Origin of the sequence: Glycomyces buryatensis (assembly GCF_004912275.1) — a bacterium.
Classification (GTDB): Bacteria; Actinomycetota; Actinomycetes; order Mycobacteriales; family Micromonosporaceae; genus Glycomyces; species Glycomyces buryatensis.
Genome location: NZ_STGY01000067.1, coordinates 238681 through 263264, shown reverse-complemented (window position 1 = coordinate 263264; position 24584 = coordinate 238681). Strand labels below are relative to the sequence as shown.

Sequence of the window (24584 nt, the reverse complement as noted above, 5' to 3'; positions counted from 1 at the left end):
TGTGCCCGATTCGTGCTACTTCAGGCCGCGGCGTTCGAGCAGCGGCTCGATTTCGGCGTCGCGGCCGCGGAAGCGCCGGTACGACTCCATCGGGTCGATCGACCCTCCCTTGGAGAGCAGGAACTCCCGGAAGTGGTCGCCGTTGTCGCGGCTGAGCCCGCCGTGCTCCTTGAACCACTCCACGGTGTCGGCGTCGAGGATCTCCGACCAGATGTACGAGTAGTACCCGGCCGAGTAGCCGCCCGCGAAGATGTGCGCGAAGTAGCCCGAGCGGTAACGCGGGGCGATCTCGTCCATGGCGATACCGGCCTCCTCGAGCGCTGCGCGCTCGAAGGACTCGACCACCGCGGCCGCGTCGTCGCCGGCCTCGGGGACGTCCTCGGGGGCCAGCCGGTGCCAGGCCTGGTCGAGGATGGCGGCCGCCAGGTACTCGGTGGAGGCGAAGCCCTCGCCGAACTTGCCCGAGGACTCCCACTGCTCCAGCAGCTCGGCCGGTGCGGCCTCCCCGGTGACGTGGTGGCGAGCGTAGTTCGCGACGACCTCGGGCCACAGGATCCACATCTCGTTGACCTGCGAGGGGTACTCGACGAAGTCCCGCGGCGTCGACGTCATCGACGTCTTCGGGTAGCGGCAGGCCGACATCAGCCCGTGGAGGGCGTGCCCGAACTCGTGGAACATCGTCCGCACATTGTCGACGGTGACCAGCGCGGGCTGGCCCTTGGCGGGGCCGACGATATTGAGGTTGTTGACCACCACCGGCCGGTTCCCGGTCAGTTCCGACTGGACGACCACGGGGTTCATCCACGCCCCGCCCTTCTTGGAGTCGCGCGTGAAGAAGTCCGCCAGGAACAGGCCCAGGGCCTCGCCATCGCGGTCGAAGACCTCGAAGACTCGCACCTGCGGGTGGTAGCCGACGAGGTCTTCGCGTTCGGAGAACGTCAGCCCGAACGCCTTCTCGGCGGCCCAGAAGACGCCGTCGAACAGGACCCGGTTGAGCTCGAGGTAGGGGCGCAGGGCGTCGGCGTCGAAACCGTACTTGGACTGTCGGACCTTCGCGGCATAGTGGGACCAGTCCCAGGCGGCCAGCTTGAAGTCGCCGCCCTCGGCGTCGATGACCTGCTGGAGCTCCTCGGCCTCGCTGCGGGCATTGCGCACGGAGGCGGCCGCAAGGGAGGCGAGGCGGTCGGCGATGGCACCGGCGTCGCGGGCGGTCTGGTCAGAGGCGATGTAGGCCGCGTGGTGGTCGAAGCCGAGCATGCCGGCCTTCTCGGCGCGGAGCCCCACCATTGCCAGCAGGGTGGCGGCGTTGGTGGCGCCGCCGCGCGAAGTGGAGGCGCGCCAGAGGCGTTCGCGCACGGCGCGGTCGGTGAGCTGTTCGAGTTGGGGGTGGTTGGAGAAGAGGTTCTGGGTGAGCAGGTGGCCCTCGAGGCCGCGGTCGGCGGCGGCCGCCGCGGCGGCGCTGATGGCGTCGTCGCCGAGGCCGGCGAGTTCGGAGACGTCGGTGAGGTGGACGGCGCCGTCGTTGATGTCGGCGAGGACCTGCTGGTTGTACTTGGCCGAGAGTTCGGCGAGCTCGGTATTGATCTGGGAGAGGCGGGCCCTCCCGCCGGAGTCGAGCGCGGCGCCGCTGCGGACGAACTCGGTGTGGTACCGCTCGAGGAGGCGCTCGTCCTGCTCGTCCAAGCCGAGCTCGGCGCGCTTCTGCCACAGCGCGTCGACGCGCGCGAACAGGGCCGGGTCGAGCAGCACCTGGTCGTGGTGCTCGGCGAGCTTGGGGCTGATCTCGGTCTCGATGGCCTGGAGCTCATCGCTGGTGTCGGAGGTGTTCTTGTTGAAGAACACCATGCTGACCCGGGACAATACGCCCTGCCCGGCGCGCTCGAGGGCGACGATCGTGTTGTCGAAGGTCGGTTCGGCCTCGTCGGCGGCGATGGCGCGGGCGGCCGCGAGGTGCTGCTCCATCCCGATCTTGAACGCGGGGAGGTAGTGCTCCGTGGCGACGTCCGCGAACGGTGGGAGGTGGAAGGGGAGTTCGGAGACGGTCAGGAACGGGTTGGCTTCGGTCACGGAGGCTCCCTGTCTGCTGTGCCGGCATGCCCTGAGGGCAGCTCGGAGTGCTCTGGCGGTGGCCGAATCCTATTCCGGGCGCTAGCCGCGGGGCAAGTGCATTGGGCAGGGACCGACAACCTCACCGGAGCGTGGGCCGTCCCATTAATATCGAGGCCATGTCTGATACGAGTCCGCTGTTCGTGGCCAGCGATATCCACGGCCACTACGACGCGCTGGTGGAGGCGCTGCGGGGACGCGGACTGGTGGACGCGGATGCGGCCTGGACGGGCGGTGACACTCGCCTGTGGATTCTGGGCGACCTGTTCGACCGCGGCGAGGAGGGCGTGGCGGTGGTGCGGCTGCTGCGCAAGCTGGCGGGGCAGGCGGCCGCCGAGGGCGGCCTGGTCGACACCCTGATCGGCAACCACGAGGTGCTCCTGCTGGGCTCCAAGCGCTTCGGCGATCACGTCTTCGTCGACGCCGACGGCCAGGAGCGGCACTTCCTGCACTGGTGGGTGCTCAACGGCGGCTTCGAGGAGGAGCTGGGCGACCTGACCGACGACGAGGTCAGCTGGCTGGAATCGCGCCGGGTGGTGCACGTGGTCGGCAAGACGCTGCTGGTGCACGCCGACACCGAGTCGTATCTCGCCTACGGGCGTAGCGAGGAAACGGTCAACACGGCCGTGCGCTCGGTGTTCGCCGGCGGAGAGCCCGAGGAGTGGTGGCAGCTGTTCAGGGAGCTGACGCGGCGCCACGAGTTCATGGGCGACGAGGGCCCGGCGCGGGTGCGGGGGATGCTGCGGGCCTTCGGCGGCGAGGAGCTCGTCCACGGCCATTCGACGATCCCCGACACCACCGAACTCGAACCCTCCCAGGTGACGCAGGCGAGGCGCTACTGCGACGGCCTGGTCCTCAATGTCGACGGCGGCGTCTATCAGGGCGGCAAGTGCCTGGTGGTCCGGCTCAACTGACCGGGCCGCCGGCACGTTCGGGGTTCGCTCGGGTCGCGATTCCGGGGCGTCAGTCGGTGCTGCGCTGCTGCGGGAGGAAGTAGAACGGGGCCGGCGGGGGAGCGGTGTGCCGCGCCAGCCGCGACTCCAGCCACACGCTGACGGCGACGGCCGTGATGATGGCGGCCAGGACCCATCCGGCGAGGGCCGAGAGGGCCATCAGGTACCCCAGCAGTGCGGCCGCTCCGGTCGAGGCGGCGGCGGTCCAGAGGGCGGTGACGAACGAGCGACGGTGCCTGCGCGCGCTCGGGAATTCCTTGTGTCTCATATCCGACACAACGATCGGCAACCCCGAACAGACACGTTGCATGTGCAGATTTAACGCGTTCGGGTGGCCGAAACCCGGCATAGGACCTGATAGGAGACGGGTTACTGGCCAGGAGGGTAAATACTGTAAGCGGTTGTCCGCTCTGCGTCATCGATGCAGCTGACAGTTGTGCGGAAGCGCGATAAGCGGTAAATACATAGCTGTCGGGGTCGGTGGTGGCGGGCTGCGGCGGTCGCGACCGTCTGGCCGCGGAAGCGGCCGCCTCCGCCACGACCGAGAACCGAACTTCGAAATTTCAATGCAACTCCTATGAGGACGGTGGGGTCTGATGGAGTCCGAAACGCAACCCATGGGGCGGCGGGTCGCCTATTGGCGACAGCGCCGCGGCATGTCGCAACAGGTATTCGCCGATCGGATCGGCAAGTCCAAAAGCTGGGTCGACAAGATCGAACGGGGGGTCCGCCGACTCGACAAGTACTCGGTCATCACCGAACTCGCCGAAGCGCTCAGCGTCGACGCCGGACAACTGCTCGGCCGCGAACCGCGGCGCAGGCCGGGACTCGGGGGGTGTCTCGATCAGGTGGAGGTCGAGTCCATCCGCCAGTCCCTCGAACGCTACGAACGACTCGGCCGCTTCCTCGAAGCCGCCCCGATCGACCCGACTCCGATCCCCGAACTGCGCGGCGCCGTCAGCTACGCCTGGCTCGCCTTCGAGAAGGGCCACTACCCGGTCGTCGCCCGCTCGCTCATCCAACTGCTGCGGGACACCCCCGTGGCCGAAGAGAACCCCGTCGGCGGGACCAGCGCCGACGCCGCCGAACTGATGACCCAGGTCTACCAGATCGCCTCCACGGTGCTGCGCAAACTCGGTGAGGCGCAACTGGCCTGGCTCGCCGCCGACCGCGCCATCTCCGCCGCCCAAAGGGGCAACGACCCGCTCCTGGCCGGCATCGCCACCACCCGGGTCTCCAACGCGCTCAGGGCACTCGGCCGGTACCAAGCCGCACTCGACCTCAATGTCCAAGTCGCCCACGGCCTCATCTCGGAGACCGGCGGCGAGGCCGCCAGCCCCGCGGCCATCAGCGTCTACGGCGCGCTTCTCCTGCAAGGTGCCATGGCCGCCGCCCTCGGCGGCGACGCCACCACCTCCGACGACCTACTCGACAGTGCCGACCGCGCGGCCACGATCCTCGGCCGCGACGCCAACCACTACTACACCTCGTTCGGACCGACCAACGTCAAACTGCACCGCGCCGCCGCCCTCGTCGAACTCGGCGAAGGCGCCGACGCACTCGCCATCCACGACGGCATCGACCGCGCCGCCCTCGGCGACCTCGTCGCCGAAAGGCGCGCGCACCACTACCTCGACATGGCCCGCGCCTGCGTCCAGACCGGCGACATCGACCGCGCCGGACTCGCCCTCGCCAGCGCCGACCGCACGGCCCCGTCCGAAATCCGGTGCCGCCCGATAGCAGTCGAGCTCATTGACCAGATCCTGCACCGCTCCAAGGGGGCGCCGACCCCCGAGGTGCGAAGGCTGGCAGAAGAGGTGGGCGCCTTGAACTAGGGCCTGTCCGGTGGAACAGGCCGGCCCTCGCCGGAGAGGGTGCGTTCCGGGGTCCGAGCAGCTGGGCTCCGGAACGCACCCCCACCCGCACCGCCGGGCCCGCCACCTACGAATGCGCCTCCGCAGGGCCGCCCCGCCCTCGCCCTGAAATAGACTGCAAGCCATGCGTACGCTCCGCGAGGTCATCGCAGCACTGGACGAGATCTATCCGCGCCACTGGGCCGAGGACTGGGACCGGGTCGGGCTCATCTGCGGAAGGGCCGACTACTCGGTGCGCAAGATCCTCTGCGTCGTCGACGTCGTCCCCGAGACCGTCATCGAAGCCAACGAACTCGGCTGCGACCTCATCGTCGCCCACCACCCCCTCCTGCTGCGCGGCGTCTCCAGCCTCGACCCCGTCGCCGACTACAAGGGCGACCTCGTCCACACCCTCATCGAGAACGGCATCGGCCTCTACGTCGCGCACACCAACGCCGACATCGCCAACCCCGGCGTCTCCGACGCGCTGGCCGACCGGCTCGGCCTGATCGACCTGCGGCCCCTGCGCCCGTCGTCCGATCCGGAGCACCACGCCGCCGGCCGGGGCATCGGCCGCGTCGGACGCCTCCCCGAACCACTCACGCTCAGCGATCTGGTCGCCCGAGTCGCGAAAGCCCTTCCGCCCACCGCCTGGGGCGTGCGGGGCGCGGGGCGGGCCGACGCCCTCGTCAGCGTCGTCGCCGTCTGCGGCGGCGCGGGGGACACCTACCTGGCCGACGCGACCGCCACCGGTGCCGGCGCGTATCTGACCGCCGACCTCCGCCACCACCCGGCCAGCGAACACCTCGCCCGGAGCGGCCCGGCCCTCATCGACGCCGCCCACTGGGCTACCGAGCGACCCTGGCTCGATACTGTTGCAGAGCAACTGTCGGAACTGGCAGACGAGGTATTCGTCTCCGACCTCGACACCGATCCATGGACCATCCATCAGAATTCCGGGGTGAACCGAGTTGAAAGCTGACCTGTTCGATCAGCGACGACTGCTTGAACTGCAAGCCGTTGACACGGGCCTCACCCAGCTCGCCCAGCGGCGCCGCAAGCTCGAGGCCGACACCGCGCTCGACGACGCCCGCCGCCACTCGCAGGCGCTGGCCGATCGGGCCGCCTCGCTGACCGGGGACATCGCCGACCTCGAACGCGACATCAAGCGGATCGAGCAGGAGGTCGAGCTGGTGTCCAAGCGTGCCGCCGCCGATCGCGAGCGGATGGGTTCGGGCGCCGCCAGCCCGAAGGAACTCGAAGGCCTGCAGAGCGAACTGGAGTCGCTGGCCCGGCGCCAGGGCACGCTCGAGGACGACGAGCTCGAATACATGGAGCGCCGCGAGGGACTGGAAGGCCAGCTCGAGACCCTCCGCGGCCAGACGGCCGAGGCCGAATCGGCCATCGCGAGCGCCGAGGCCGATCGGGCCCGCGCCATGAGCGAGATCGAGGCCGAGACCCTGGACGCCGAGGGCGACCGCCGCGCGCTGACGATCGCGATCCCGGACCGGTTGGTGGAGCTGTACGAGCGCATCCACGCGAAGCAGCCGATCGCCGCCGCCGAACTGGTGGGCCGCCGCTGCGGTTCGTGCCGGATCGAGAAGTCACCGGCCGACATGCAGCCGATCAAGGCCGCCCCGATCGACGAGGTCCTGCGCTGCGAGGAATGCGGCTGCGTCCTCATCCGGACCGAACTCCCCGGCGCCGGACCGGCCAGGCCCGCATCGGAAGACGAGCTCAAGAAGTACAACAGCTGAGGCACCAGCGCAGGCACCCCCCTGGGGGGTGGGTGGCTTTGGTGGGTGGGGAAGGGGATTCCCACCCACCCAAGGGAACACCACCGTAGCGGCGATCCTCGCAGGCGGGTCCGACAGGAATCCGGCCCGGAGCGCGCCGCAGCCGGGGAGTTCCCCCGAAAGCATGAGGAAACGTGAGGGGGGCGGCCCGCGCAATGCGCGGGCCGCCCCCCTCACGTCATGTCAGAAGCGCCGTCGGGGACTCGATGCCCTCGCGCGCTTCCGGATCAGGTTGAACCGCTAAACACAGTCCGGCGCTCAGGCCTTCTGCGAACGCGTGAACTCCGTCCAGCGTTCGACCAGCTTGACCGCTTCGCCCCGGTCGACCGCCGACGCGGCCTGTTCCAGGCCCCGCTTCAGCAGATCGCGCCGGCGCGCCTCGTCGTGCAGGTCGATTCCGTCGACCAGCCCCTGGCGCGACGCCAGAGCCGCCGCCGCATTGATCAGGACCGCATCCCGGACCGGACCGGACTTGCCCGCGAACACGTCCCGGGCGACCGCCGTATTGAATTCGATGTCCCCACCGCGCAACGCATCCGCGCCCGCCTGCACCAGACCGAACTCCTCGATGTCGATCGAGCCCTCCGAGACCCGCCCCGCCGAGACCACCCATTCGGTGGTCGTCGACGACGTCGAGATCTCATCCAGCCCGTCGTCCCCGCGGACCACGAACACCGAAGCGCCGCGCCCGGCGAACACCTCCGCCATCAGCGGCGCCATCTTCGGGTCGGCGCAGCCGATCAGGCCCGCCGCCGGCTGGCCCGGGTTCGTCAGCGGCCCAAGCAGGTTGAACACCGTGGGAATTCCCAGCGCCGATCGCACCGGGCCCGCGTGGCGCATGCCCGGGTGGAACGTCTTCGCGAAGCAGAAACCGATCCCGACCTCGCGCACCGACGCCTCGACCCGGACCGCTTCGGCCTCCAGATCCACGCCCAGCGCCTCGAGCAGATCGGCCGAACCGACCGAAGACGACGCCGACCGGTTGCCGTGTTTGATGACCGGCACTCCGGAGGCCGCCACGATGATCGCCGCCATCGTGGAGATGTTCACGCTGTTCGAGCCGTCACCACCGGTGCCGACAATGTCCACCGCCACGCCGAGGTCCGACACGTCGATGCGCGTCGTCTCCGAGAGCATCCGCCCGGCGATGGCCGCGATCTCCTCCGGCGTCTCACCCTTTGAACGCAGCAGCACCGCGAACGCCGCCAACTGCGCCGGATCGGCCTTGCCGGCCATGATCTCGGACATGGCCCAGTCGGCGCTGGCCTTGTCGAGGTGGTCGCCGCCGGACAGGCGCGCGAGGACATCAGGCCAGGTCGCGTTAGACATAAGGACTCCAGGGGAGGTCGAATTCAGGCGGCGCGCTGCGCCGGGACCGCGTTGGAATCGCGGTTGACCAGCAAGTCTACTACCGTCTGGCCGGTTGTCACGGGGTTAAGGGGGTGCATCAGCACCGCATCGGCCCGCGACCACGCCGCCAGCCAGCGATCGGCGGCCCGCGCCAGGACCACCGCCAGCGTCGGCGGAGCGGAGAATTCATCGCGCAACTGGCGGGCGATCCCGAGTCCGCCGGCGGGCTGGGCCTCGCCGTCGAGGAGCACCAGATCGATCTCGTACTTATCGATCAGGGACACCGCCTCGTCGTACTCGCCGGCGACCGCGAACTCGATTTTGACGCCCTCGACCGGCTCATCGCCGATCGCAGCGCGCATCTGTTCGATGACCGAGGGTTGATGACTGTAGAGCAGCACTGCATACTCAGTCGTTGAGGTATTCACCCCACGCATATTAAACCGGCCACACCGAAATGGGAAGCCCGGCGCGGCCGCTTCCGAAACCAGGTCCGCTCCGGTTCCGCCTACAGTGTCCAAACCTAACGTGACCTGGGAACACGGTGTGAAGGGAATGGGAGCCTACTCCCGACCGACACGCGCGAAAAACACACCCCATGCGCAGCTTGGGCCCGCCGGACCGTAATAATGTGCGCGTGACTGCCGCCGAAGCAACTATCGACCCCAGCCGAATTCACTCACTGACGAGGCCCAATGTCGTCAGTGTCGGCACCATCGTGTGGTTGAGCAGCGAACTGATGTTCTTTGCGGGACTCTTCGCGATGTACTTCTCGATCCGCGCCTCCGCACCGGAACAGTGGACCGGGACCGAAGCCGTCGAGGGCGGGCCCGCTCACCTCAACGTGGCGTACGCCCTGGCGTTCACCGTGATCCTGGTGGCCTCCTCGGTGACCTGCCAGCTCGGAGTATTCGCCGCCGAGCGCGGCGACGTGCACGCGCTCCGCCGCTGGTTCGCCCTCACGTTCATCATGGGGCTGGTCTTCGTACTCGGCCAGGTCAACGAGTACCGCAACCTGGTCCACGAGGGGCACACCATCGCCTCCGACGGGTACTGGTCGATGTTCTATCTGACGACCGGCTTCCACGGTCTGCACGTGACCGGCGGGCTGGCCGCGTTCATCTTCTTCCTCATCCGTTCGACGATGGGGCGCTTCAGCCCCGCGCAGGCCACCGCATCCATCGTGGTGTCCTACTACTGGCACTTCGTCGACGTGGTGTGGATCGCGTTGTTCGCGATGATCTACTTCCTCCAGTAGAGACGACAATTCGGCCGTCCGCGCCCGGCGCGGCTCCGGCTCAACGAAAGTGAAGGCCCCGACTAGGGTCGGGGCGGATATCCGAGAAACGCGACGGCCGTCGCCCGGAGGCGGCCGCACGGCCGGTCGAGGACTCTCCACAGCCCTCACCGGTCACAGAGCTAGATAAAGGTGAGGCAACAACCGTGGCTGCATCAGCGAAACGCCGGCGAGGCTGGCGCAAGCGCCTTGGCGCGCTGGCCAGGTTCACCGGCGCGTTGGTCATAGTCGGCGGGCTCTACTCGGTGTTCTCGCCGAGTCTGTACGCCCAAGAGGCCGAAGACAACGCGATCGACTCCGAGGTCGTCAAAGGCGAGGAGCTCTACTCCACGAGCTGCATCACCTGCCACGGCGACAACGGGGAAGGCGTCGAGGGACGCGGCCCGAGCCTCATCGGCATCGGGTCGGCGGCCGTCGAGTTCCAGGTGAACACCGGCCGCATGCCGATGGCGGCGCAGGGCGCTCAGGCCCCCGCAGGTGAAGCCGTCTTCACCGAGGAAGAGGCCGAGTGGCTCGGCGCCTACATCGACTACCTCGGCGGCGGCGCCGCCGTGCCGGACGATCTCGAGATCCTGGTCGAGGACGCCAGCGTCGGCGAGGGTGGCGAGCTCTACCGGGTCAACTGCTCCTCCTGCCACGGCTATGCCGGCGGCGGCGGCGCGCTCTCCTCGGGCGCCCACGCCCCCGAGCTGAGCGGCGTCACCGACGACGAGCTGTACCAGGCGATGCTGACCGGACCGCAGAACATGCCGGTCTTCGCCGACAACGAGCTCACCCCCGAGCAGAAGGCCGACATCATCGCGTACGTCCAGTACCTGGTCAACGATGACAAGGACCCGGGCGGCGTGTTCAGCCTCGGACGATACGGCCCGTCCACCGAAGGGCTTGCCATCTTCCTGGTCGGCATGAGCACTCTGCTGCTGGCCACGCTCTGGATTGCAGGTAAATCGTGAGTGCCCACAACGACGACAGCCAGCCGGAAAAGGTCGACCTGGACGACCCGAAGCTCAGCCGCTTCGACGTCTACCGCGAAGGCCTGCGCAAAGACGGCATCGAGATCATCCACTACGAGCCGCGCTTCGCGAAGCCCGGAACCGCCGCCGAGAAGCGCATGGAGCGCATCGTCAGCGGCCTGTTCCTGCTGAGCGGCCTCTTCGCGACGGCGTTCGTGGCGGCGTACATCTTCTGGCCCTGGGAGTACGAGGGCGCGGCGTCCTGGCGCGAACCGCAGACCTGGTACACGCCGGTCATCGGCATCACGCTCGGCCTCTCGCTCCTGCTGTTCGCCGTGGGGGTGCTCACCTGGGCGAAGAAGTTGCTGCCCATCGAGGAACTGGTCCAGGACCGGCACGACGGCGGCTCCGCCAAGGAGGACCGCAAGTTCGCCGAGTCCACCGTGGACACCACGGTGGACGACATGGGCATCCGGCGTCGCCCCTTCCTGGTGAAGGCCGCGCTGCTCGGCGCCGCACCGCTCGGACTGGCTGCCGTGGCGCCGCTGGGGGCCCTGATCAAGGACCCGGCCGACATGCTCACGGTCACCGGGTGGAACGCCGAGAAGTACAACGAGGGCAACCCGGTCCGCCTGATGATGAAGGACGGCGCCCTGGTGCGTCCGGACATGGTCTCGGCCGGCGGCCAGATCACCGTCTACCCGGCGATCGAGCACGGGGCCTCCAACGAGTTCCCGACCGCGCCGAGCCTCCTCATCCACCTGCGCGAGCAGGATGCGGAGCTGCTGCGCGAGAACCTGTACCCGATGTACCAGGACGTCGACGCGCTCTGGGGCAACTACGTCGCCTACTCGAAGATCTGCACGCACGTCGGCTGCCCGGCGAGCCTGTACGAGCAGCAGAGCCAGCGCCTGCTGTGCCCATGCCACCAGTCGCAGTTCAACGTGGTCGACAATGCGGCCCCGATCTTCGGCCCGGCGACCCGCCACCTGCCGATGCTGCCGCTGTCAGTCGACGAGGACGGTCACTTCTTCGCGAAGTCCGACTTCCTGGTGCCCCCGGGGCCGGGCTACTGGAACCGCCCGTCCCTCCCCGAGGAGGATGAACAGTGAAACGCCGCAAAGGCACTAACGAGAGCCTGATGATCAAGGCGGGCGGGGAGCTGGACGACCGCTTCAAGCTCGCCGGTCCCACCCGGGTCCTGATGAACAAGGTCTTCCCGGACCACTGGTCGTTCCTGCTGGGCGAGATTGCGCTGTTCTCGTTCATCCTGCTGCTGCTCACCGGCACCTTCCTGGGGCTGTTCTTCGAACCGTCCATGACCCACGTGACCTACGACGGCGCGTACGTGCCGCTGCAGGGTATAGAGATGTCGAAGGCCTACGAGTCCTCGCTGGACATCTCCTTCGAGATCCGCGGCGGACTGGTCATGCGCCAGATGCACCACTGGGCGGCGCTGCTGTTCATGGCGGCGATCCTGGTCCACATGCTCCGGATCTTCTTCACCGGCGCGTTCCGCGCGCCGCGCGAGACCAACTGGATGATCGGCATCGTGCTGTTCTGGCTGGGCTTCTTCGAGGGCTTCTTCGGCTACTCGCTGCCCGACGACGGCCTGTCCGGTACCGGTCTGCGCATCATGGAGGGCATGACCGAGTCGGTTCCGTTCATCGGCCCGTGGGCCTCGGCGGCGCTGTTCGGCGGCCAGTTCCCGGGCACGTCGGTCATCTCGATGCTCTACATCTTCCACGTGTTCCTGATCCCGCTGATCATGCTCGGGCTCATCGTGGTCCACGTCGGACTCGTGTTCGCGCAGAAGCACACGCAGTGGCCGGGGCCGGGACGCACCGAGCACAATGTGGTCGGCTTCCGCATGTTCCCGAACTACATCATGAAGCAGGTCGGCTTCATGCTGTTCATCTGGGGCGTGACCGCCGCGATGGCGGGCCTGTTCCAGATCAACCCGATCTGGCTGTTCGGCCCGTACGACGTCTCCGTGGTCTCCTCGGGCTCGCAGCCGGACTTCTACGTCATGTTCCTGGACGGACTCATCCGGCTCTTCCCGGCCTGGGAGTTCAGGATCCCGCCGTACTTCTCGCTGCCGCCGGTGTTCTGGCCGGGCGTCGTGGGCATGGGCCTGTCGATCGTGCTGCCGCTGCTGTATCCGGCGCTGGAGCGACGATTCACCAAGGACCGCGCGCACCACAACCTGCTGCAGCGTCCCCGGGACGCACCGCACCGCACCGGTCTGGGCGTCATGGTCGTGGCGTTCTGGCTGATCGGCGTCCTCTCCGGCGGCAACGACGTGTTCGCCGAGAAGTTCGACATCAGCCTGAACGCGATGACGTGGTTCGGCCGCATCGGCATCGTGGTGATCCCGATGGCGTTGTACTACATCACCTACCGGATCTGCCTGGGCCTGCAGCAGCACGACCGCGAGGTCCTGGCGCACGGCCTGGAGACGGGCATCCTCATGCGCGACCCGGAGGGCCGCTTCTACGAGGTGCACCAGCCGCTGGCCGAGCCGGACGAGCACGGGCACACCGAGCTGGAGTACAACGGCTGGGTGGTTCCGAAGAAGATGAACCGTGTCGGCGCCTTGGCGCCCACGGACAAGGGCTTCTTCAAGTCGATCGAGGAGCCCACCGAGAACGGTGGCGAGCACCGAGACGAGATCGAAGCCGGCAAGCACCAGTAGGCAGGTCGGCAAAGCACGACGGCGGGGCCGCTCCTTCGGGAGCGGCCCCGCCGTCGTCGTACCCCGCGGTTGGCTTGGAGAGCGGGGGTGGTTGTGATCGCGAGGAAGCGTCGGGTTCGCGACCCCCCCCATTTTCAAACGTAGGCCGGGGGTGTGTCAGAAGCGGTCGACTGTGGTGATGAGCTTCTCCGCCAACTCATCTGGGTCGAGCTTTTCTCTGGCGAGGGCCAGGTACAGGGAATCGAGGTCTGGGAAGCCGAGGGAGGACGCCATATTGTGCAGTGGTCGGTCTCCAGCCAGTCCCCGCCCCCGGGCGATCAGGGAGCGCCACAGGCGGTTCTTGCCCGCCTTCAGTTCGTCCTCGAAGCGCTGCATCGGAATGACCGGGAGTTCTCCGGTGCTGTCGATGTCGACCGCGGAGTCGAACCAGCCGTTGATGTGGAGCTGCGCCTCGGGCGTCTTCGTGTGCTCGAGCCACTGCTTCGAGGGCCCGTAGGGCTGTTCGTTGGTCAGGACCAGTTCCACCGAGTCGCCGTCGCGCAGCGCCTGCGAGAGCGGGGCGATCTCGCCGTTGACGTAGGCGGCGATGAGGCGGTGGCCCGTGGCCGGGCCGGTGCAGTAGGCGACGTCCACGGGGGTCGACGCCTTCGGCACCAGCACCTGGTCGCCGTCGCCGGCGAAGACCAGGATGTCCTGGTCGGCCAAGTCGCAGCGCAGGGAGTCGAGGAACTGGCCGGAGTCGGCGACCTCGTGCTGCCAGTCCAGGAGCCGCCGCAGCCACGGCAGCTGCACCTCGGCCGGGTTCGAGTCGGGGTCGGAAAGGCCGGCCACGATGCCGATCTCGGCGGTCTGGTGCATCTCCTTGGTGCGGATGAGGAACTCGACGTTCGCGCCGGCCGGGCCGTTCACCGCCGTGTGCAGCGATTGGTACAGGTTGAACTTCTGCGTCGCGATGAGGTCGCGGAACTTGCCGCCGATCGGCTTCCACTGCTGGTGGATCGCGCCCAGCGCCGCATAGCACTCGGTGGGCGGGCCTTCGACCACCACGACCAGGCGGGGCGGGTCGGCCGGGCCGGTCCCGGGGTGCTTCTGCATCTCGCGGTAGACCGAATACGGGTGGCGGGGCCGGTCGAGCAGGCGCGCGTTCACCTTGTAGCCGCGCAGCGCGCGCCGCACCTGGGGGACGATCGCGGCGACCTGCCGGTTGCGGTCGGTGTCGGAGCCGATGTGCTCCTGGATCTTCTGGAAGATCTCCGGCTCCAGGGTCTCCAGGACGATGTCCTCGAGCTCGCGCTTGATGACGTACAGGCCGAGCCGGTCGGCCAGGGGGATGAGGACGTCGCGGGTGGCCTCGGCGATGCGGATCTGGCTGGGGCGCTTCTTGAACTTGATGGTCCGCATGTTGTGGAGGCGGTCGGCGAGCTTGATGACCATGACGCGGATGTCCCGCCCGGCCGTGAGCACGAGCTTGCGGAACGTCTCCGCCTCGGCGGCCGATCCGAGGTGGATCTTGTCGAGCTTGGTGACCCCGTCGACCATGACGGCGATCTCGCCGCCGAAGTCCGAGCGCAGCGCCTCGAGCGAATAGCTGGTGTCCTCGACGGTGTCGTGGAGGAGGCCGGCCGCGACCGTGGCGGTGTCCACCCCCAGGTCGGCGAGGATGGTGGCCACCGCGATCGGATGGGTGATGTACGGTTCGCCGGATTTGCGGGCCTGCCCCCGGTGCATCTGTTCCGCAATGCGATAGGCGCGGCGAACCAGCAGCAGGTCGGGCTGCTCGCAGTGGGCACGGTGGGCGGACTCGAGCTCCGCGACACGGCCCGCGAGATCCCACGGGTCGTCCTGCTTCGCAGACCGAGTAGCCGAAAGCAATGCGCGCAACATGAAAGCCTCCGATGCCCAAGGTTGACCGCATTCTAGATGTACAACGATTCTCGGAGGGAATCGACACTAGACACTGTCGGATTTCGGCAGCACCCCCGAAAGGCAAGGGGCGGAAGTGGATTAGAAATCGCACAGGTCCGAATTGTCGACTAGTCCTCGGTCACATTCGGTGATGTGCGACTCGGACACGCGGCTCGATCCGGATCAGCCGAACGGACGGCGACGTGGCTCGGGCCGGGCGGTGACCGTTCGGCTCAGCCGAACGGACCGCGCCGCACTCCCGGCTCGGAGGTGACGGCTCCGGTCCAGCGTTCGGCGCCGTCGAGCGGGCAGGCCCAGGGCTGGTCGACGTCGACGAGGCGGACCTCGTCGCGCGAGAGCCAGTCGAGCAGCAGCCGGGCCTCGGCGGCGTGCGCGGCGTCGACCACGTCGGCGACGGGCTCGACCGAGCGGGCCGTGGCGCGCAGGCGCTCGATGTGCGGCATCGGGTCGGCCCGCGGGGGAGTGCGGGTGGCCCCGGCGAGGGTGCCGTGGCGGATCAGGGCGACCTCCCAGCCGCCGCCCCGGGCCCGGCCCGCGGCGACGATCTCTCCGGCGGCGACGAGGCCCCTGACGCGTTGCGTGGACGCCGACAGTTCCAGGAACGCCGCCAGTTCGTCGCGCCGCTCGGCGGCGGCCTCGAACCGCTCCGATTCGGACAGCTCGGCCAGTCGCCCGGCGACGGCCTCCGCCACCGGCGCGGGGTCGGAGTCCAACGCCCGCGCGGCATCGGCGGCGATCGCGGCGTACTCCTCGACTGAAACGGTGTGGCGGCACGGCTCGGCGCACTTGCCGATCTCACCGAGGATGCACGTGGCCGAGGTCCGCTTCGGCGAGAGCCTGGTCCGGCACGAGCGGATCGGCAGGGCCGCCTCGATGGCCGCGATCGCCGCCTGCGCCTGGGAGCCCGAGGCCGGGCCGAGCCGCGGCTCACCGGGCTCGGGGGGCTTGCGCGAGATCTGGAGGCGCGGGTACGGCTCGTCGGTCAATCGCACCCAGCTGCGGAACTCCAGGTTCTTTCCGGCCCGGTTGTACGGCGGCTTGCCGCCGGAGATGAGCCGCAGCTCGGCCACCCCGGCCTCCAGCCGGTGGGCGCACTCGATGACCTCGACGCGTTCGGCCGACGCGATCATGTCGCGCAGCCGGCGCCGCTGCTCGCCCGCCGAGAAGTAGGAGCGGACGCGGGCGGCGACATCGACCGAGACGCCGATGTACAGCGCCCGGTCGTCGGCGTCGCGGAAGATGTAGACGCCCGGTTTGTGCGGCAGTCCCTCGGCCAGGTGCCGCTTGCGCCGCTGGAGTTCGGAGGGGATGGCGCGGCAGAACTCGACCAGGTCGGTGTCGGTGACCACGCCGTGGCCGGTGGCCCGCTCGATGAGTCCGTGCAGGACGGTCACGGTGGCGCGGGCGTCGTCCAGGGCCCGGTGGTTCGGGGTCACCGGAGAACCGAACAGCCGCGCCAGGCTCCCGAGCCTCCGGTTGGGGACCTCGCTCTTCTCGGTCAGCTTGCGCGCCAGCACGACCGTGTCGACGATCGGCGGCCGTGGCCAGCGCGTACCGGTCAACTCGCAGGCGTTGCGCAGGAATCCGACGTCGAAGCCGGCGTTGTGCGCTACCAAGGTCGCGCCCGAGGCGAATTCGAGGAACGAGGGCAGGACGGCGCCGATGGCGGGGGCGCCCGCGACCATCTCGTCGGTGATGCCGGTCAGGCGGGTGACGCGCGGGTCGATCGGCTCGCCCGGATCGACCAGGGTGGAGTACTCGCCGAGGACCTGTCCGCCCTTGACCTTGACGGCCCCGATCTCGGTGATGCCGCAGGCGTCGGCGGCCAGCCCGGTGGTCTCGAGGTCGACCACGCAGAAGGTGACCTCGGACAGCGGGGTGCCGAGGTCGGTCAGAGCCGGTTGCTCGTATCCGGTGCCCGTTGCTCCGCTCTCAATCACGGCTCAAAGACTACGGGCGGCCTGTGACAGTCCCGTTCGGGTGTTCGTTCGAACGTCGCGTTCGCCCCATTCGGCTTTGTGCCCCGGACAGGCGGTCGGCGGCGCTTTCTCGCCAGGCGACGAGCCAGGTCGCGAGGGACGCCGGCCAGAGCCGGGCCCGCCACCGGCGCGTCGGCTCGGCCCCGCGGTCCAATTCGGTCCGCAGGTCGGCGACGGCGTCGCCGAGCCCGGCCGGGTCGGCGCCCCGCGGTGAGTAGCGATGGGCCTCCATCGCCGAACCGAGTGCCTCCGCGGCGGGCGCGGCGCCCGGGGCGGCGGCGGCGAGCTTCACCGACGCCTGCCGGGGCGTGAGCGAGTCGGCAAGGGGCGCACCGTAGTCGCGGGCGAGGTCGCGGGCCTCGTCCCAGGCGGTGGTGGCGCTCAGGCGTCCCGGAGACAGGCGGGAGCGGCGGATGGCCCCTCGCCACAGCATCGGTATGAACGGCGGGACGGCCAGCAGCAGGAGCGCCAGCCAGGCCGGATTGAATCCGAAGCCGCCGCTCTCGGAGTCGGGCGCGGCGTCCTGCGTCACGCCGTCGGTCGGGTCGGCGTTCGCCGAGGGGTCCTGGTCGTCGGGGGCCGCGGAGCTGGCCTCGTCGGTGGGTTCATCGGTCTCGTCCGGGTTCGGCTGCTCGTCCGTATCGGTCGGCTCCGACGCCCACGGGAAGGCCACCGAACCGGCGACGCCGCCGGACGGGGTGGGGTCGTAGGTGACCCAGCCGGAGTCCTCGTAGTAGACCTCGACCCAGGCGTGGAAGTCGGAGGTGGAGAAGCTCCACTCGCCGTCGATCTTGGTGCCTTGGGACAGTCCGATGGCGACTCTCGCGGGCACGTCGGCCTCGCGCAGCATCCACGCCATCGCGGCGGCGTACTGCTGGCAGTAGCCCTGCTTGGTGTCGAGGAAGTCGAGGATCGCCTCGTCGTTGCCGGCGTCGATGGTGTCGAGCGAGTAGGTGAACCCGTTCGCCGAGGACAGGTGGTCCTTGACGGCCAGGACCTTGTCGTGCACGGTGGTGGCTCCGGCCTCGCCCATGAGGGTGTCGACGCGGTCGGTCAGTTCCGGGACGTCCGGGTGGTCGGTATTGCGTTCCCAGGCCGGATCGGAGGGGTCCATCGTGCCTTCCCGGGCGAGGTTCGCGGCCTCGGGCGAGGGGTCTGAGTAGGTGAAGCTGTAGGAGTCGACGTCGGCGAGGCTGGTGCCGTCGGCGGCGATGACGTCGGTGTTGGGCTCGACGCCCCAGTCGCCGTCGATCTCGATCGACGAGGGCCGCCCGTAGACCGGCACGACCTCGTCCGACAGGCCCAGGTTGGTCACCTGGGCCGTGAAGGTCTCGCCGCCGGCGGGATCGAGGGAGTCGAGCGGCTCCAGGTCCGCGTAGTCGGAGGGTTCGAAACCGTCGCTGGAGAGCTGGTCGGCGATGTGCATCCGCAGGTAGCGGGGCGAGGGGTCGTCGGTGGTGAGCCGGGCGACCTCGACCGGGTCGGGCCGTTGGAGCGACCCGGACAGCTGCGCCCAGGGGTTGAGGCTGCCCAGGCCGTTCGCGTCGCCGCCGTCGCCTCCGACGCCGTTGGAGACCTGGTCGAGCAGTCCGGAGGTATTGGCGGGGATGACCGCCAGGATCATCAGGGTCACGGTGATGAACACGACCGCCGAGATCCGGGCGGCGGACGCCATCGGCGAGGGGAACCTGGGTCCGACCAGCTGTCCCTGCCCGGTGAACCGGTGCCCGAACCGGGAGACGCGCCGCAGGTTGTCGTCGCCGAGGACCCACAGGTACGCCGCCGCCGGGAGGATGAACCAGAACCAGGAGGTCGCATCGGGGGCGACCGACACCGGCACGAGGTACATGGTCAGGAGCGTCAGCCCGGACAGCGCCGGGGTGCGCAGGCCGACCACGAACATGTCGTGGAGGATCGCGACGATGCCGACGCCGGCCATCGTCAGGAACAGGATGCCGCCCTCCGCCGCGACCGGCGGCGCCTGGGTGACGACGTCGGCGACGCCCACGCTGATGAGGTACGCGAACTCCTGGAAGGTGGCGGGGGTGGGGATGACGAACACGATCGCCGTGCCGTTCCCGAACGCCGCGGTCAGCAGCACCAGCAGCGCCGCGATCATCGACAGCGTCTGGAGGCCCTGGCCGCGTCCGCCCGCTCGCACCAGCGAGCCGGTCACCGCGACGACCGTGATCGTCAGCAGGATCGGGAACGTCCACGAGATGCCCTCGAACAGGCCGAACATCGGCGTCATCGTCAGTGCGAGGCTGGCCGCCGCGACCAGGGTCGCGTGTCGCTGTCCGCTCATGCCGCGACCCTCCAGGAGCCAAGTCGGGTCCACACTCGACGCAGTTCGGTACCGGACATCACCGGGACCACCCTCCAGCCGGCCCGCACCAGGACCGCGGCGGCGGCCCGGTGCTGTTCGGCCATCGCCCGATCGGCCTGATCCGGCTGCGCGTTCGGATGGCGCGGGATCCAGCGGGCCGCGTCCAGCAGCAGCGCCGTGCAGTCGCTGCCGCGACGCGACATCCGCGCCAGCGTCGCGGCCTCCTCGGGCGTCAGGTGCCCCAGGAACGCGACGATCGCGGTCACCGAACGGTGCCGCTTGGTCTTCTCCACCATGCGCGACAGTTCCGCGCCGGTCGTGGCCGACACCGTCGCCAGGTACCGCATCGCCTCGCCGTAATCGCCTTGGCGGCATTCGAACTCGGAGAACGCCGACACCAGCCGCGGGTCCATGCCGTCGCCCGCCAGCCGCACCGTCGCCGATGCGGCCGCGCCGACCATCCACTCGAAACTGGACGCGTCGCCCTCGCCGCGGTGCGCCGACCGTCGCACGTCGAGCAGGATCGCGGCCGTGTTCTCCCACGGCTGCTCCTCGCGCCGCACCATCAGCTCGCCCTTGTGGGCGCTGGCCTTCCAATGGACGCGGCGCAGGTCGTCGCCGATGCGGTACTCGCGGATCGCGATGTCGTCATTGCCGGAGATCGCCACGGACTGCGCCTGCGACTCGCCCGAGGACATGCCGGCGCCGCCAGGCAGCCGCAGGTGCGTCAGGTGCTCGATGCGCGGGGTGACGATCAGGGGCGTCGTCATCGGGAACTCCTGCACCGCCACCGCCAGACCGAACGGGTCCGAACAGCGGACCGTCAAGGGCCCCAACTCATATGAGCCGCGGGTGGGGGGATTGATGGTGTAGTTGACGACGCTGCGCGCGCCGGGGGACAGCCGCTCCAGCACCAGGCGGGGGCGGTTCCCCAGCTTGTACGGGATCCGGTCCTCCAGCATCAGCGCCGGGGGACGGCGCCGCCCGGTGTTCTGAATGCCCAGTCGCACCTGCGTCGGCTGCCCGGCCTCGACCTGCGGGGGGTTGAGCACCCGGTTCGATTCCAGGCTCGGCCGCGTCCACCTCAGGATCAGCAGCCCGCCCAGCGGCGCGACCGCCGCCAGCAGGGCCGCCCGCAGCAGGTCGCCCTCGCCCACCGCCAAGGCGGTGACGCCGACCGCGACGCTCACCGCCAGCAGGGTCTTGCCGCGCCCGGTGAGCTCCACTCCTAGTACCTCCCCGGCTGCGACACCACCGGCACATGACGCAGGATGTCGGCCACGATGGAGGCGGAGTCGTTGCCGCCCATGGTGGTCTCGGTCGTGGGGATGATCCGGTGGGCCAGCACGGGGACGGCCAGCTGCTGCACGTCGTCCGGCAGCGCGAAGTCGCGCCCGTCCATCGCGGCCAGCACCTTGGCGCACCGCAGCAGCTGCAGGGTGGCGCGGGGGCTGGCCCCCAGGCGCACCTGCGCATTGGTCCGGGTGGCGCCGATGAGTTCGACGGCGTACCGCTTCAGTTCGGGCGCCAGATGCACGGCGCGGGCGGTGGCGATCATGCGGACGATCATCTCGCCGTCGCACACCGGTTTGAGCGCCTCGAGCGGGTTGAACTCGCCGCGGTGGTCGAGCATCGCCAACTCGGCATTGAGGTCGGGGTAGCCGATGGCCAGCCGCGCGGTGAACCGGTCGCGCTGGGCCTCGGGCAGCGGGTAGGTGCCCTCCATCTCCACCGGGTTCTGGGTGGCGATGACCATGAAGGGGCTGCGCAGTCGATAGGTGTTGCCGTCGACGGTGACCTGGCGCTCCTCCATGCATTCAAGGAGCGCGGCCTGGGTCTTGGGGCTGGCCCGGTTGATCTCGTCGCCGAGGATGAGGTTGCCGAAGATCGCGCCCGGTTTGAAGACGAAGTCGCGCTTCTCGGGGTCGAAGATGCTCACCCCGGTCACGTCGGACGGGAGGAGGTCGGGCGTGAACTGGATGCGCCGCACCGAGCAGTCGACCGACCGCGCCAGGGCCTTGGCCAGCTGGGTCTTGCCGACGCCCGGGACGTCCTCCAGAAGCAGGTGGCCCTCCGCGATCATGACCGCGAGGGCCAACCGGATCGTCGGGGACTTGCCCTCGATCACCCACTCGACATTGGTCAGGATCGCCTCGGCAGTCGCCTTGAACTCCTGAGAGCTCAGCGGCGGAGCTGGGACCTGCTGCGGTGGGGATGACTCGAAGGTCAATGGTCCTCCCGGGGAAAAGTAAAGTGAGGTGGGAATCGCCGCGCCGTTACAAATGGCTCCCGGCAATCGTACTCGGGCGACGCGAAGGGGCCGGGGCGCGCGGCGGGCCGCGCGACCTGGGGCCGGATCGGCTACACTTACGACATGTCTCGGCGTTTCGAGCTGCTCCTTACGTAGCCGTGCAGGTTCCCACCGGCACGGCGCCCCTGCATGGTCAGGGGCTTTTTGCTGTTCAGGGACGGGAACCCGCATCCCGCCGAATCAAACCCGAGCGACACCGGACACAGGACGAGTCATGAGCGAACCCGCACACCGTTACGACGCCCGCCTGGCGAACGAGATCGAACCGCGCTGGCAGGAGCGCTGGGAGGCCGAGCAGACCTTCCGCGCCCCCAACCCGGTCGGTGAACTCGCCGAGCCGGGCCACCCGCGCGCGGGCGCGCCGAAGAAGTTCGTGATGGACATGTTCCCGTACCCGTCGGGGGCGGGGCTGCACGTGGGCCACCCGCTGGGCTTCGTCGCCACGGACGCGTACTCGCGCTTCCTGCGCATGGACGGCTTCAATGTGCTGCACCCCATGGGGTTCGACGCGTTCGGTCTGCCCACCGAGCAGTACGCGATCGCGACCGGGCGCCAGCCCGCCGAGATCACCGCCGAGAATGTCGAGCGGTACCGCGACCAGCTGAAGCGCCTGGGCATGGGCTATGACAAGCGCCGCGAGTTCGCCACCACCGACCCCGAGTTCTTCAAGTGGACGCAGTGGATCTTCCTGCAGGTCTTCAACTCCTACTACGACTCGGAGGTCGACGCGGCGCGCCCGATCGAGGAGCTGATCGCGAAGTTCGAGTCCGGTGAGCGCACCACCGGCGACGGCCGCGCCTGGGCCGAGCTGAGCCCGATCGAGCGCCGCCGCGCCGTCGACGACCACCGCCTGGCCTACGTCACCGAGGCGCCCGTGAACTGGTGCCCGGGACTGGGCACGGTGCTGTCCAACGAGGAGGTCACCTCCGAGGGCCGCTCCGAGCGCGGCAACTTCCCCGTGTACACCCGCACCCTGAAGCAGTGGATGATGCGGATCACCGCCTACGCCGACCGGCTGCTGTCGGACCTGGACGGCCTGGACTGGACCGAGTCGCTGAAGTCCATGCAGCGCAACTGGATCGGCAAGTCCACCGGCGCCTACGCCGACTTCGCGACCTACGCGGGCGACGTGCGGGTGTTCACCACCCGCCCCGACACCCTGTTCGGCGCCACCTACATGGTCCTGGCCCCCGAGCACGCCCTGGTCGACCCGCTGACCGCCGAGTCCTGGCCGGCCGGCGTGCCCGAGTCCTGGACCGGCGGGCACGCCTCGCCCGCCGCGGCCGTCGCCGCCTACCGCGCCGAGGCCGCCGCCAAGACCGATGTGGAGCGCCAGGCCGACGCCAAGGTCAAGACCGGCGTCTTCACCGGCGGCTACGCCACCAACCCGGTCAACGGCGAGAACGTACCGGTGTTCATCGCCGACTACGTCCTGGCCGGCTACGGCACCGGCGCGATCATGGCCGTGCCCGCCCACGACGAGCGCGACTTCGCCTTCGCGACCGCCTTCGACATCCCCATCCGCCAGGTCGTCGCCGGCGCGGAAAAGTGGGACGGCGAGGCCGCCTACACCGACAACATCAATGGCGTGGTGGTCAACTCCGGCTTCCTGGACGGCCTGAAGGTCCCCGAGGCCAAGCAGCGCATCGCCGCCTGGCTGGTCGAACACGGCCGCGGCGAGGCGGCCACCACGTTCCGCCTGCGCGACTGGCTGTTCAGCCGCCAGCGCTACTGGGGCGAGCCGTTCCCCATCGTCTACGACGAGACCGGCCTGCCCGTCGCGCTGCCCGCCGACCACCTGCCCGTCGAACTGCCCCAAATGGACGACTTCTCGCCCAAGACCTACGAAGCCGAGGACGCCGACACCGCGCCCGAGCCGCCGCTGGGCCGCGCCAAGGAATGGGTCGAGGTCGAACTGGACCTGGGCGACGGGCCGAAGATGTACACCCGCGAGCTGAACACCATGCCCAACTGGGCCGGCTCCTCGTGGTACGAGCTGCGCTACACCGACCCGACTTCGACCGCGGCGCTGGCCGATCCGGCCAACGAGGCCTACTGGATGGGTCCGCAGGGCGAAGGCGACGTCGGAGGCGTCGACCTGTACATCGGCGGCGTCGAACATGCGGTCCTGCACCTGCTGTACGCCCGCTTCTGGCAGAAGGTCCTGTTCGACCTGGGGCACGTCTCCAGCCGGGAGCCCTTCCGCCGCCTGTTCAATCAGGGCTACATCTCGGCCTACGCCTACACCGACTCGCGGGGCGTCTACGTCCCGGCCGAAGAGGTCACCGAGGAAGACGGCGTCTTCTATTACGAGGGCGAGAAGGTCGACCGCGAGTACGGGAAGATCGGCAAGTCGCTGAAGAACGTCGTCACCCCCGACGGCGTGTGCGACGAGTACGGCGCGGACACCTTCCGCGTCTACGAGATGTCGATGGGCCCGCTGGCCGACTCCAAGCCGTGGGACACCCGCGCGATCGTCGGCTCTCAGCGGTTCCTGCAACGCCTGTGGCGCAACGTCATCGACGAGGAGACCGGCGAGGTCACCATCTCCGAGGACGCCCCGGGTCAGGCCACGCTGCGCGAGCTGCACCAGGCCATCGCCGGCGTCCGCGAGGACTACGAGCACCTGCGCATGAACACCGCCATCGCCAAGCTGATCACGCTGAACAACCACCTGACCGGCCTGGACTCGGTGCCGCGCGAGGCGGCCGAGGCCGCGGTGCGGATGGTCGCGCCGGTCGCCCCGCACATCGCCGAGGAGCTGTGGGAGCGCATGGGCCACACCGAGAGCGTGGCCTACGCCGACTTCCCCCGCGCCGACGAGCGCTACCTGGTGGCGGACACGGTCACCTATCCGGTGCAGGTCAACGGGAAGCTGCGCGGCCGCATCGAGGTCGCCGCCGACGCCGCTCAGGACGTGGTCCGCGAGGCCGCCCTGGCGGAGGAGAACGTCGCGGTGAACCTGGAGGGCAAGGACGTCAAGAAGGTCATCGTCGTCCCCGGCAAGATGGTCTCGATCGTCGCGAAGTAAGCGCGAGA

At 69.1% G+C, this 24584-nt stretch carries 18 protein-coding genes; 9 read left to right on the top strand and 9 right to left on the bottom strand.

All coding sequences use genetic code 11. The features are described from left to right. Window positions 1-15: 15 nt before the first annotated feature. Entirely contained in the window at window positions 16-2067 is a 2052-nt protein-coding gene (locus FAB82_RS19445) for a M3 family metallopeptidase (RefSeq protein ID WP_136536193.1), read from the bottom strand. A gap of 158 nt (window positions 2068-2225) precedes the next feature. Here FAB82_RS19445 and FAB82_RS19440 point away from each other — a divergent pair, with 158 nt between their 5' ends. Next, entirely contained in the window at window positions 2226-3020 is a 795-nt protein-coding gene (locus FAB82_RS19440; RefSeq protein ID WP_136536192.1) for a metallophosphoesterase, read from the top strand. Between the two features lie 49 nt (window positions 3021-3069). On the opposite strand, the gene FAB82_RS19435 is transcribed toward FAB82_RS19440, so the two are convergent. After that, window positions 3070-3327, bottom strand: coding sequence for a hypothetical protein (locus tag FAB82_RS19435; RefSeq protein WP_136536191.1), 258 nt, complete (start codon window positions 3325-3327; stop codon window positions 3070-3072). A 328-nt stretch (window positions 3328-3655) separates the two neighbouring features. Between FAB82_RS19435 and FAB82_RS19430 the strand changes: the two genes are divergently transcribed. From FAB82_RS19430 to FAB82_RS19420, 3 genes are all read left to right on the top strand, one after another. Further along, window positions 3656-4894, top strand: a complete 1239-nt coding sequence (locus FAB82_RS19430; protein ID WP_136536190.1) for a helix-turn-helix domain-containing protein — start codon at window positions 3656-3658, stop codon at window positions 4892-4894. Window positions 4895-5057: 163 nt separating this feature from the next. Beyond that, a complete protein-coding gene (locus FAB82_RS19425) occupies window positions 5058-5894 on the top strand; it encodes a Nif3-like dinuclear metal center hexameric protein (RefSeq protein WP_136536189.1) in 837 nt (278 codons plus the stop codon). After that, a complete protein-coding gene (locus FAB82_RS19420) occupies window positions 5884-6669 on the top strand; it encodes a zinc ribbon domain-containing protein (protein ID WP_136536188.1) in 786 nt (261 codons plus the stop codon). Before FAB82_RS19425 ends, FAB82_RS19420 begins: the two co-directional genes overlap by 11 nt. Before the next feature lie 297 nt (window positions 6670-6966). Here FAB82_RS19420 and trpD read toward each other — a convergent pair whose 3' ends face one another. Beyond that, window positions 6967-8037 (bottom strand): anthranilate phosphoribosyltransferase, encoded by a 1071-nt coding sequence (gene trpD, locus FAB82_RS19415; RefSeq protein ID WP_136536187.1) that lies wholly within the window; start codon window positions 8035-8037, stop codon window positions 6967-6969. A gap of 23 nt (window positions 8038-8060) precedes the next feature. Then, complete coding sequence (locus tag FAB82_RS19410) at window positions 8061-8495, bottom strand: hypothetical protein (protein WP_136536186.1); 435 nt, start codon at window positions 8493-8495, stop codon at window positions 8061-8063. Between the two features lie 200 nt (window positions 8496-8695). On the opposite strand from FAB82_RS19410, the gene ctaE reads away from it, so the two are divergent. The 4 genes from ctaE (at window position 8696) to qcrB (ending at window position 13003) form a co-directional block, all read left to right on the top strand. Then, a complete protein-coding gene (ctaE, locus tag FAB82_RS19405) occupies window positions 8696-9316 on the top strand; it encodes an aa3-type cytochrome oxidase subunit III (protein ID WP_136536185.1) in 621 nt (206 codons plus the stop codon). A 185-nt stretch (window positions 9317-9501) separates the two neighbouring features. Then, a complete protein-coding gene (qcrC, locus tag FAB82_RS19400; RefSeq protein WP_136536184.1) occupies window positions 9502-10308 on the top strand; it encodes a cytochrome bc1 complex diheme cytochrome c subunit in 807 nt (268 codons plus the stop codon). Then, a complete protein-coding gene (gene qcrA, locus FAB82_RS19395; protein ID WP_136536183.1) occupies window positions 10305-11420 on the top strand; it encodes a cytochrome bc1 complex Rieske iron-sulfur subunit in 1116 nt (371 codons plus the stop codon). Before qcrC ends, qcrA begins: the two co-directional genes overlap by 4 nt. Then, complete coding sequence (gene qcrB, locus FAB82_RS19390) at window positions 11417-13003, top strand: cytochrome bc1 complex cytochrome b subunit (protein WP_211116691.1); 1587 nt, start codon at window positions 11417-11419, stop codon at window positions 13001-13003. Before qcrA ends, qcrB begins: the two co-directional genes overlap by 4 nt. A gap of 156 nt (window positions 13004-13159) precedes the next feature. Here qcrB and FAB82_RS19385 read toward each other — a convergent pair whose 3' ends face one another. The 5 genes from FAB82_RS19385 to FAB82_RS19365 all read right to left on the bottom strand — a co-directional run bounded on the left by FAB82_RS19385 (window position 13160) and on the right by FAB82_RS19365 (window position 21464). Further along, entirely contained in the window at window positions 13160-14887 is a 1728-nt protein-coding gene (locus FAB82_RS19385; protein WP_136536182.1) for a RelA/SpoT family protein, read from the bottom strand. Between the two features lie 254 nt (window positions 14888-15141). Further along, the gene (locus FAB82_RS19380) at window positions 15142-16869 is read right to left on the bottom strand and encodes a DEDD exonuclease domain-containing protein (RefSeq protein ID WP_246039723.1); all 1728 of its coding nucleotides are present in this window, start codon (window positions 16867-16869) and stop codon (window positions 15142-15144) included. Between the two features lie 10 nt (window positions 16870-16879). Beyond that, window positions 16880-19213, bottom strand: coding sequence for a transglutaminase TgpA family protein (locus tag FAB82_RS19375; protein WP_136536181.1), 2334 nt, complete (start codon window positions 19211-19213; stop codon window positions 16880-16882). Next, on the bottom strand, window positions 19210-20460 hold the full coding sequence (locus FAB82_RS19370) for a DUF58 domain-containing protein (RefSeq protein WP_136536180.1): 1251 nt from the start codon (window positions 20458-20460) through the stop codon (window positions 19210-19212). The genes FAB82_RS19375 and FAB82_RS19370 overlap by 4 nt, the downstream gene beginning before the upstream one ends. 2 nt (window positions 20461-20462) lie before the next feature. Continuing rightward, window positions 20463-21464 (bottom strand): AAA family ATPase, encoded by a 1002-nt coding sequence (locus FAB82_RS19365; protein WP_246039722.1) that lies wholly within the window; start codon window positions 21462-21464, stop codon window positions 20463-20465. Between the two features lie 295 nt (window positions 21465-21759). Between FAB82_RS19365 and leuS the strand changes: the two genes are divergently transcribed. Continuing rightward, the gene (leuS, locus tag FAB82_RS19360) at window positions 21760-24576 is read left to right on the top strand and encodes a leucine--tRNA ligase (RefSeq protein ID WP_136536178.1); all 2817 of its coding nucleotides are present in this window, start codon (window positions 21760-21762) and stop codon (window positions 24574-24576) included. The last annotated feature ends 8 nt before the right edge of the window (window positions 24577-24584 follow it).

What these genes read in the sequence shown, in the direction of transcription:
- FAB82_RS19440 (WP_136536192.1), top strand. Translation starts at nt 2,226, where the DNA reads ATGTCTGATACGAGTCCGCTGTTCGTGGCCAGCGATATCCACGGCCAC.
- FAB82_RS19435 (WP_136536191.1), bottom strand. Translation starts at nt 3,327, where the DNA reads ATGAGACACAAGGAATTCCCGAGCGCGCGCAGGCACCGTCGCTCGTTC.
- FAB82_RS19430 (WP_136536190.1), top strand. Translation starts at nt 3,656, where the DNA reads ATGGAGTCCGAAACGCAACCCATGGGGCGGCGGGTCGCCTATTGGCGA.
- FAB82_RS19425 (WP_136536189.1), top strand. Translation starts at nt 5,058, where the DNA reads ATGCGTACGCTCCGCGAGGTCATCGCAGCACTGGACGAGATCTATCCG.
- trpD (WP_136536187.1), bottom strand. Translation starts at nt 8,037, where the DNA reads ATGTCTAACGCGACCTGGCCTGATGTCCTCGCGCGCCTGTCCGGCGGC.
- FAB82_RS19410 (WP_136536186.1), bottom strand. Translation starts at nt 8,495, where the DNA reads ATGCGTGGGGTGAATACCTCAACGACTGAGTATGCAGTGCTGCTCTAC.
- FAB82_RS19385 (WP_136536182.1), bottom strand. Translation starts at nt 14,887, where the DNA reads ATGTTGCGCGCATTGCTTTCGGCTACTCGGTCTGCGAAGCAGGACGAC.
- FAB82_RS19375 (WP_136536181.1), bottom strand. Translation starts at nt 19,213, where the DNA reads ATGAGCGGACAGCGACACGCGACCCTGGTCGCGGCGGCCAGCCTCGCA.
- leuS (WP_136536178.1), top strand. Translation starts at nt 21,760, where the DNA reads ATGAGCGAACCCGCACACCGTTACGACGCCCGCCTGGCGAACGAGATC.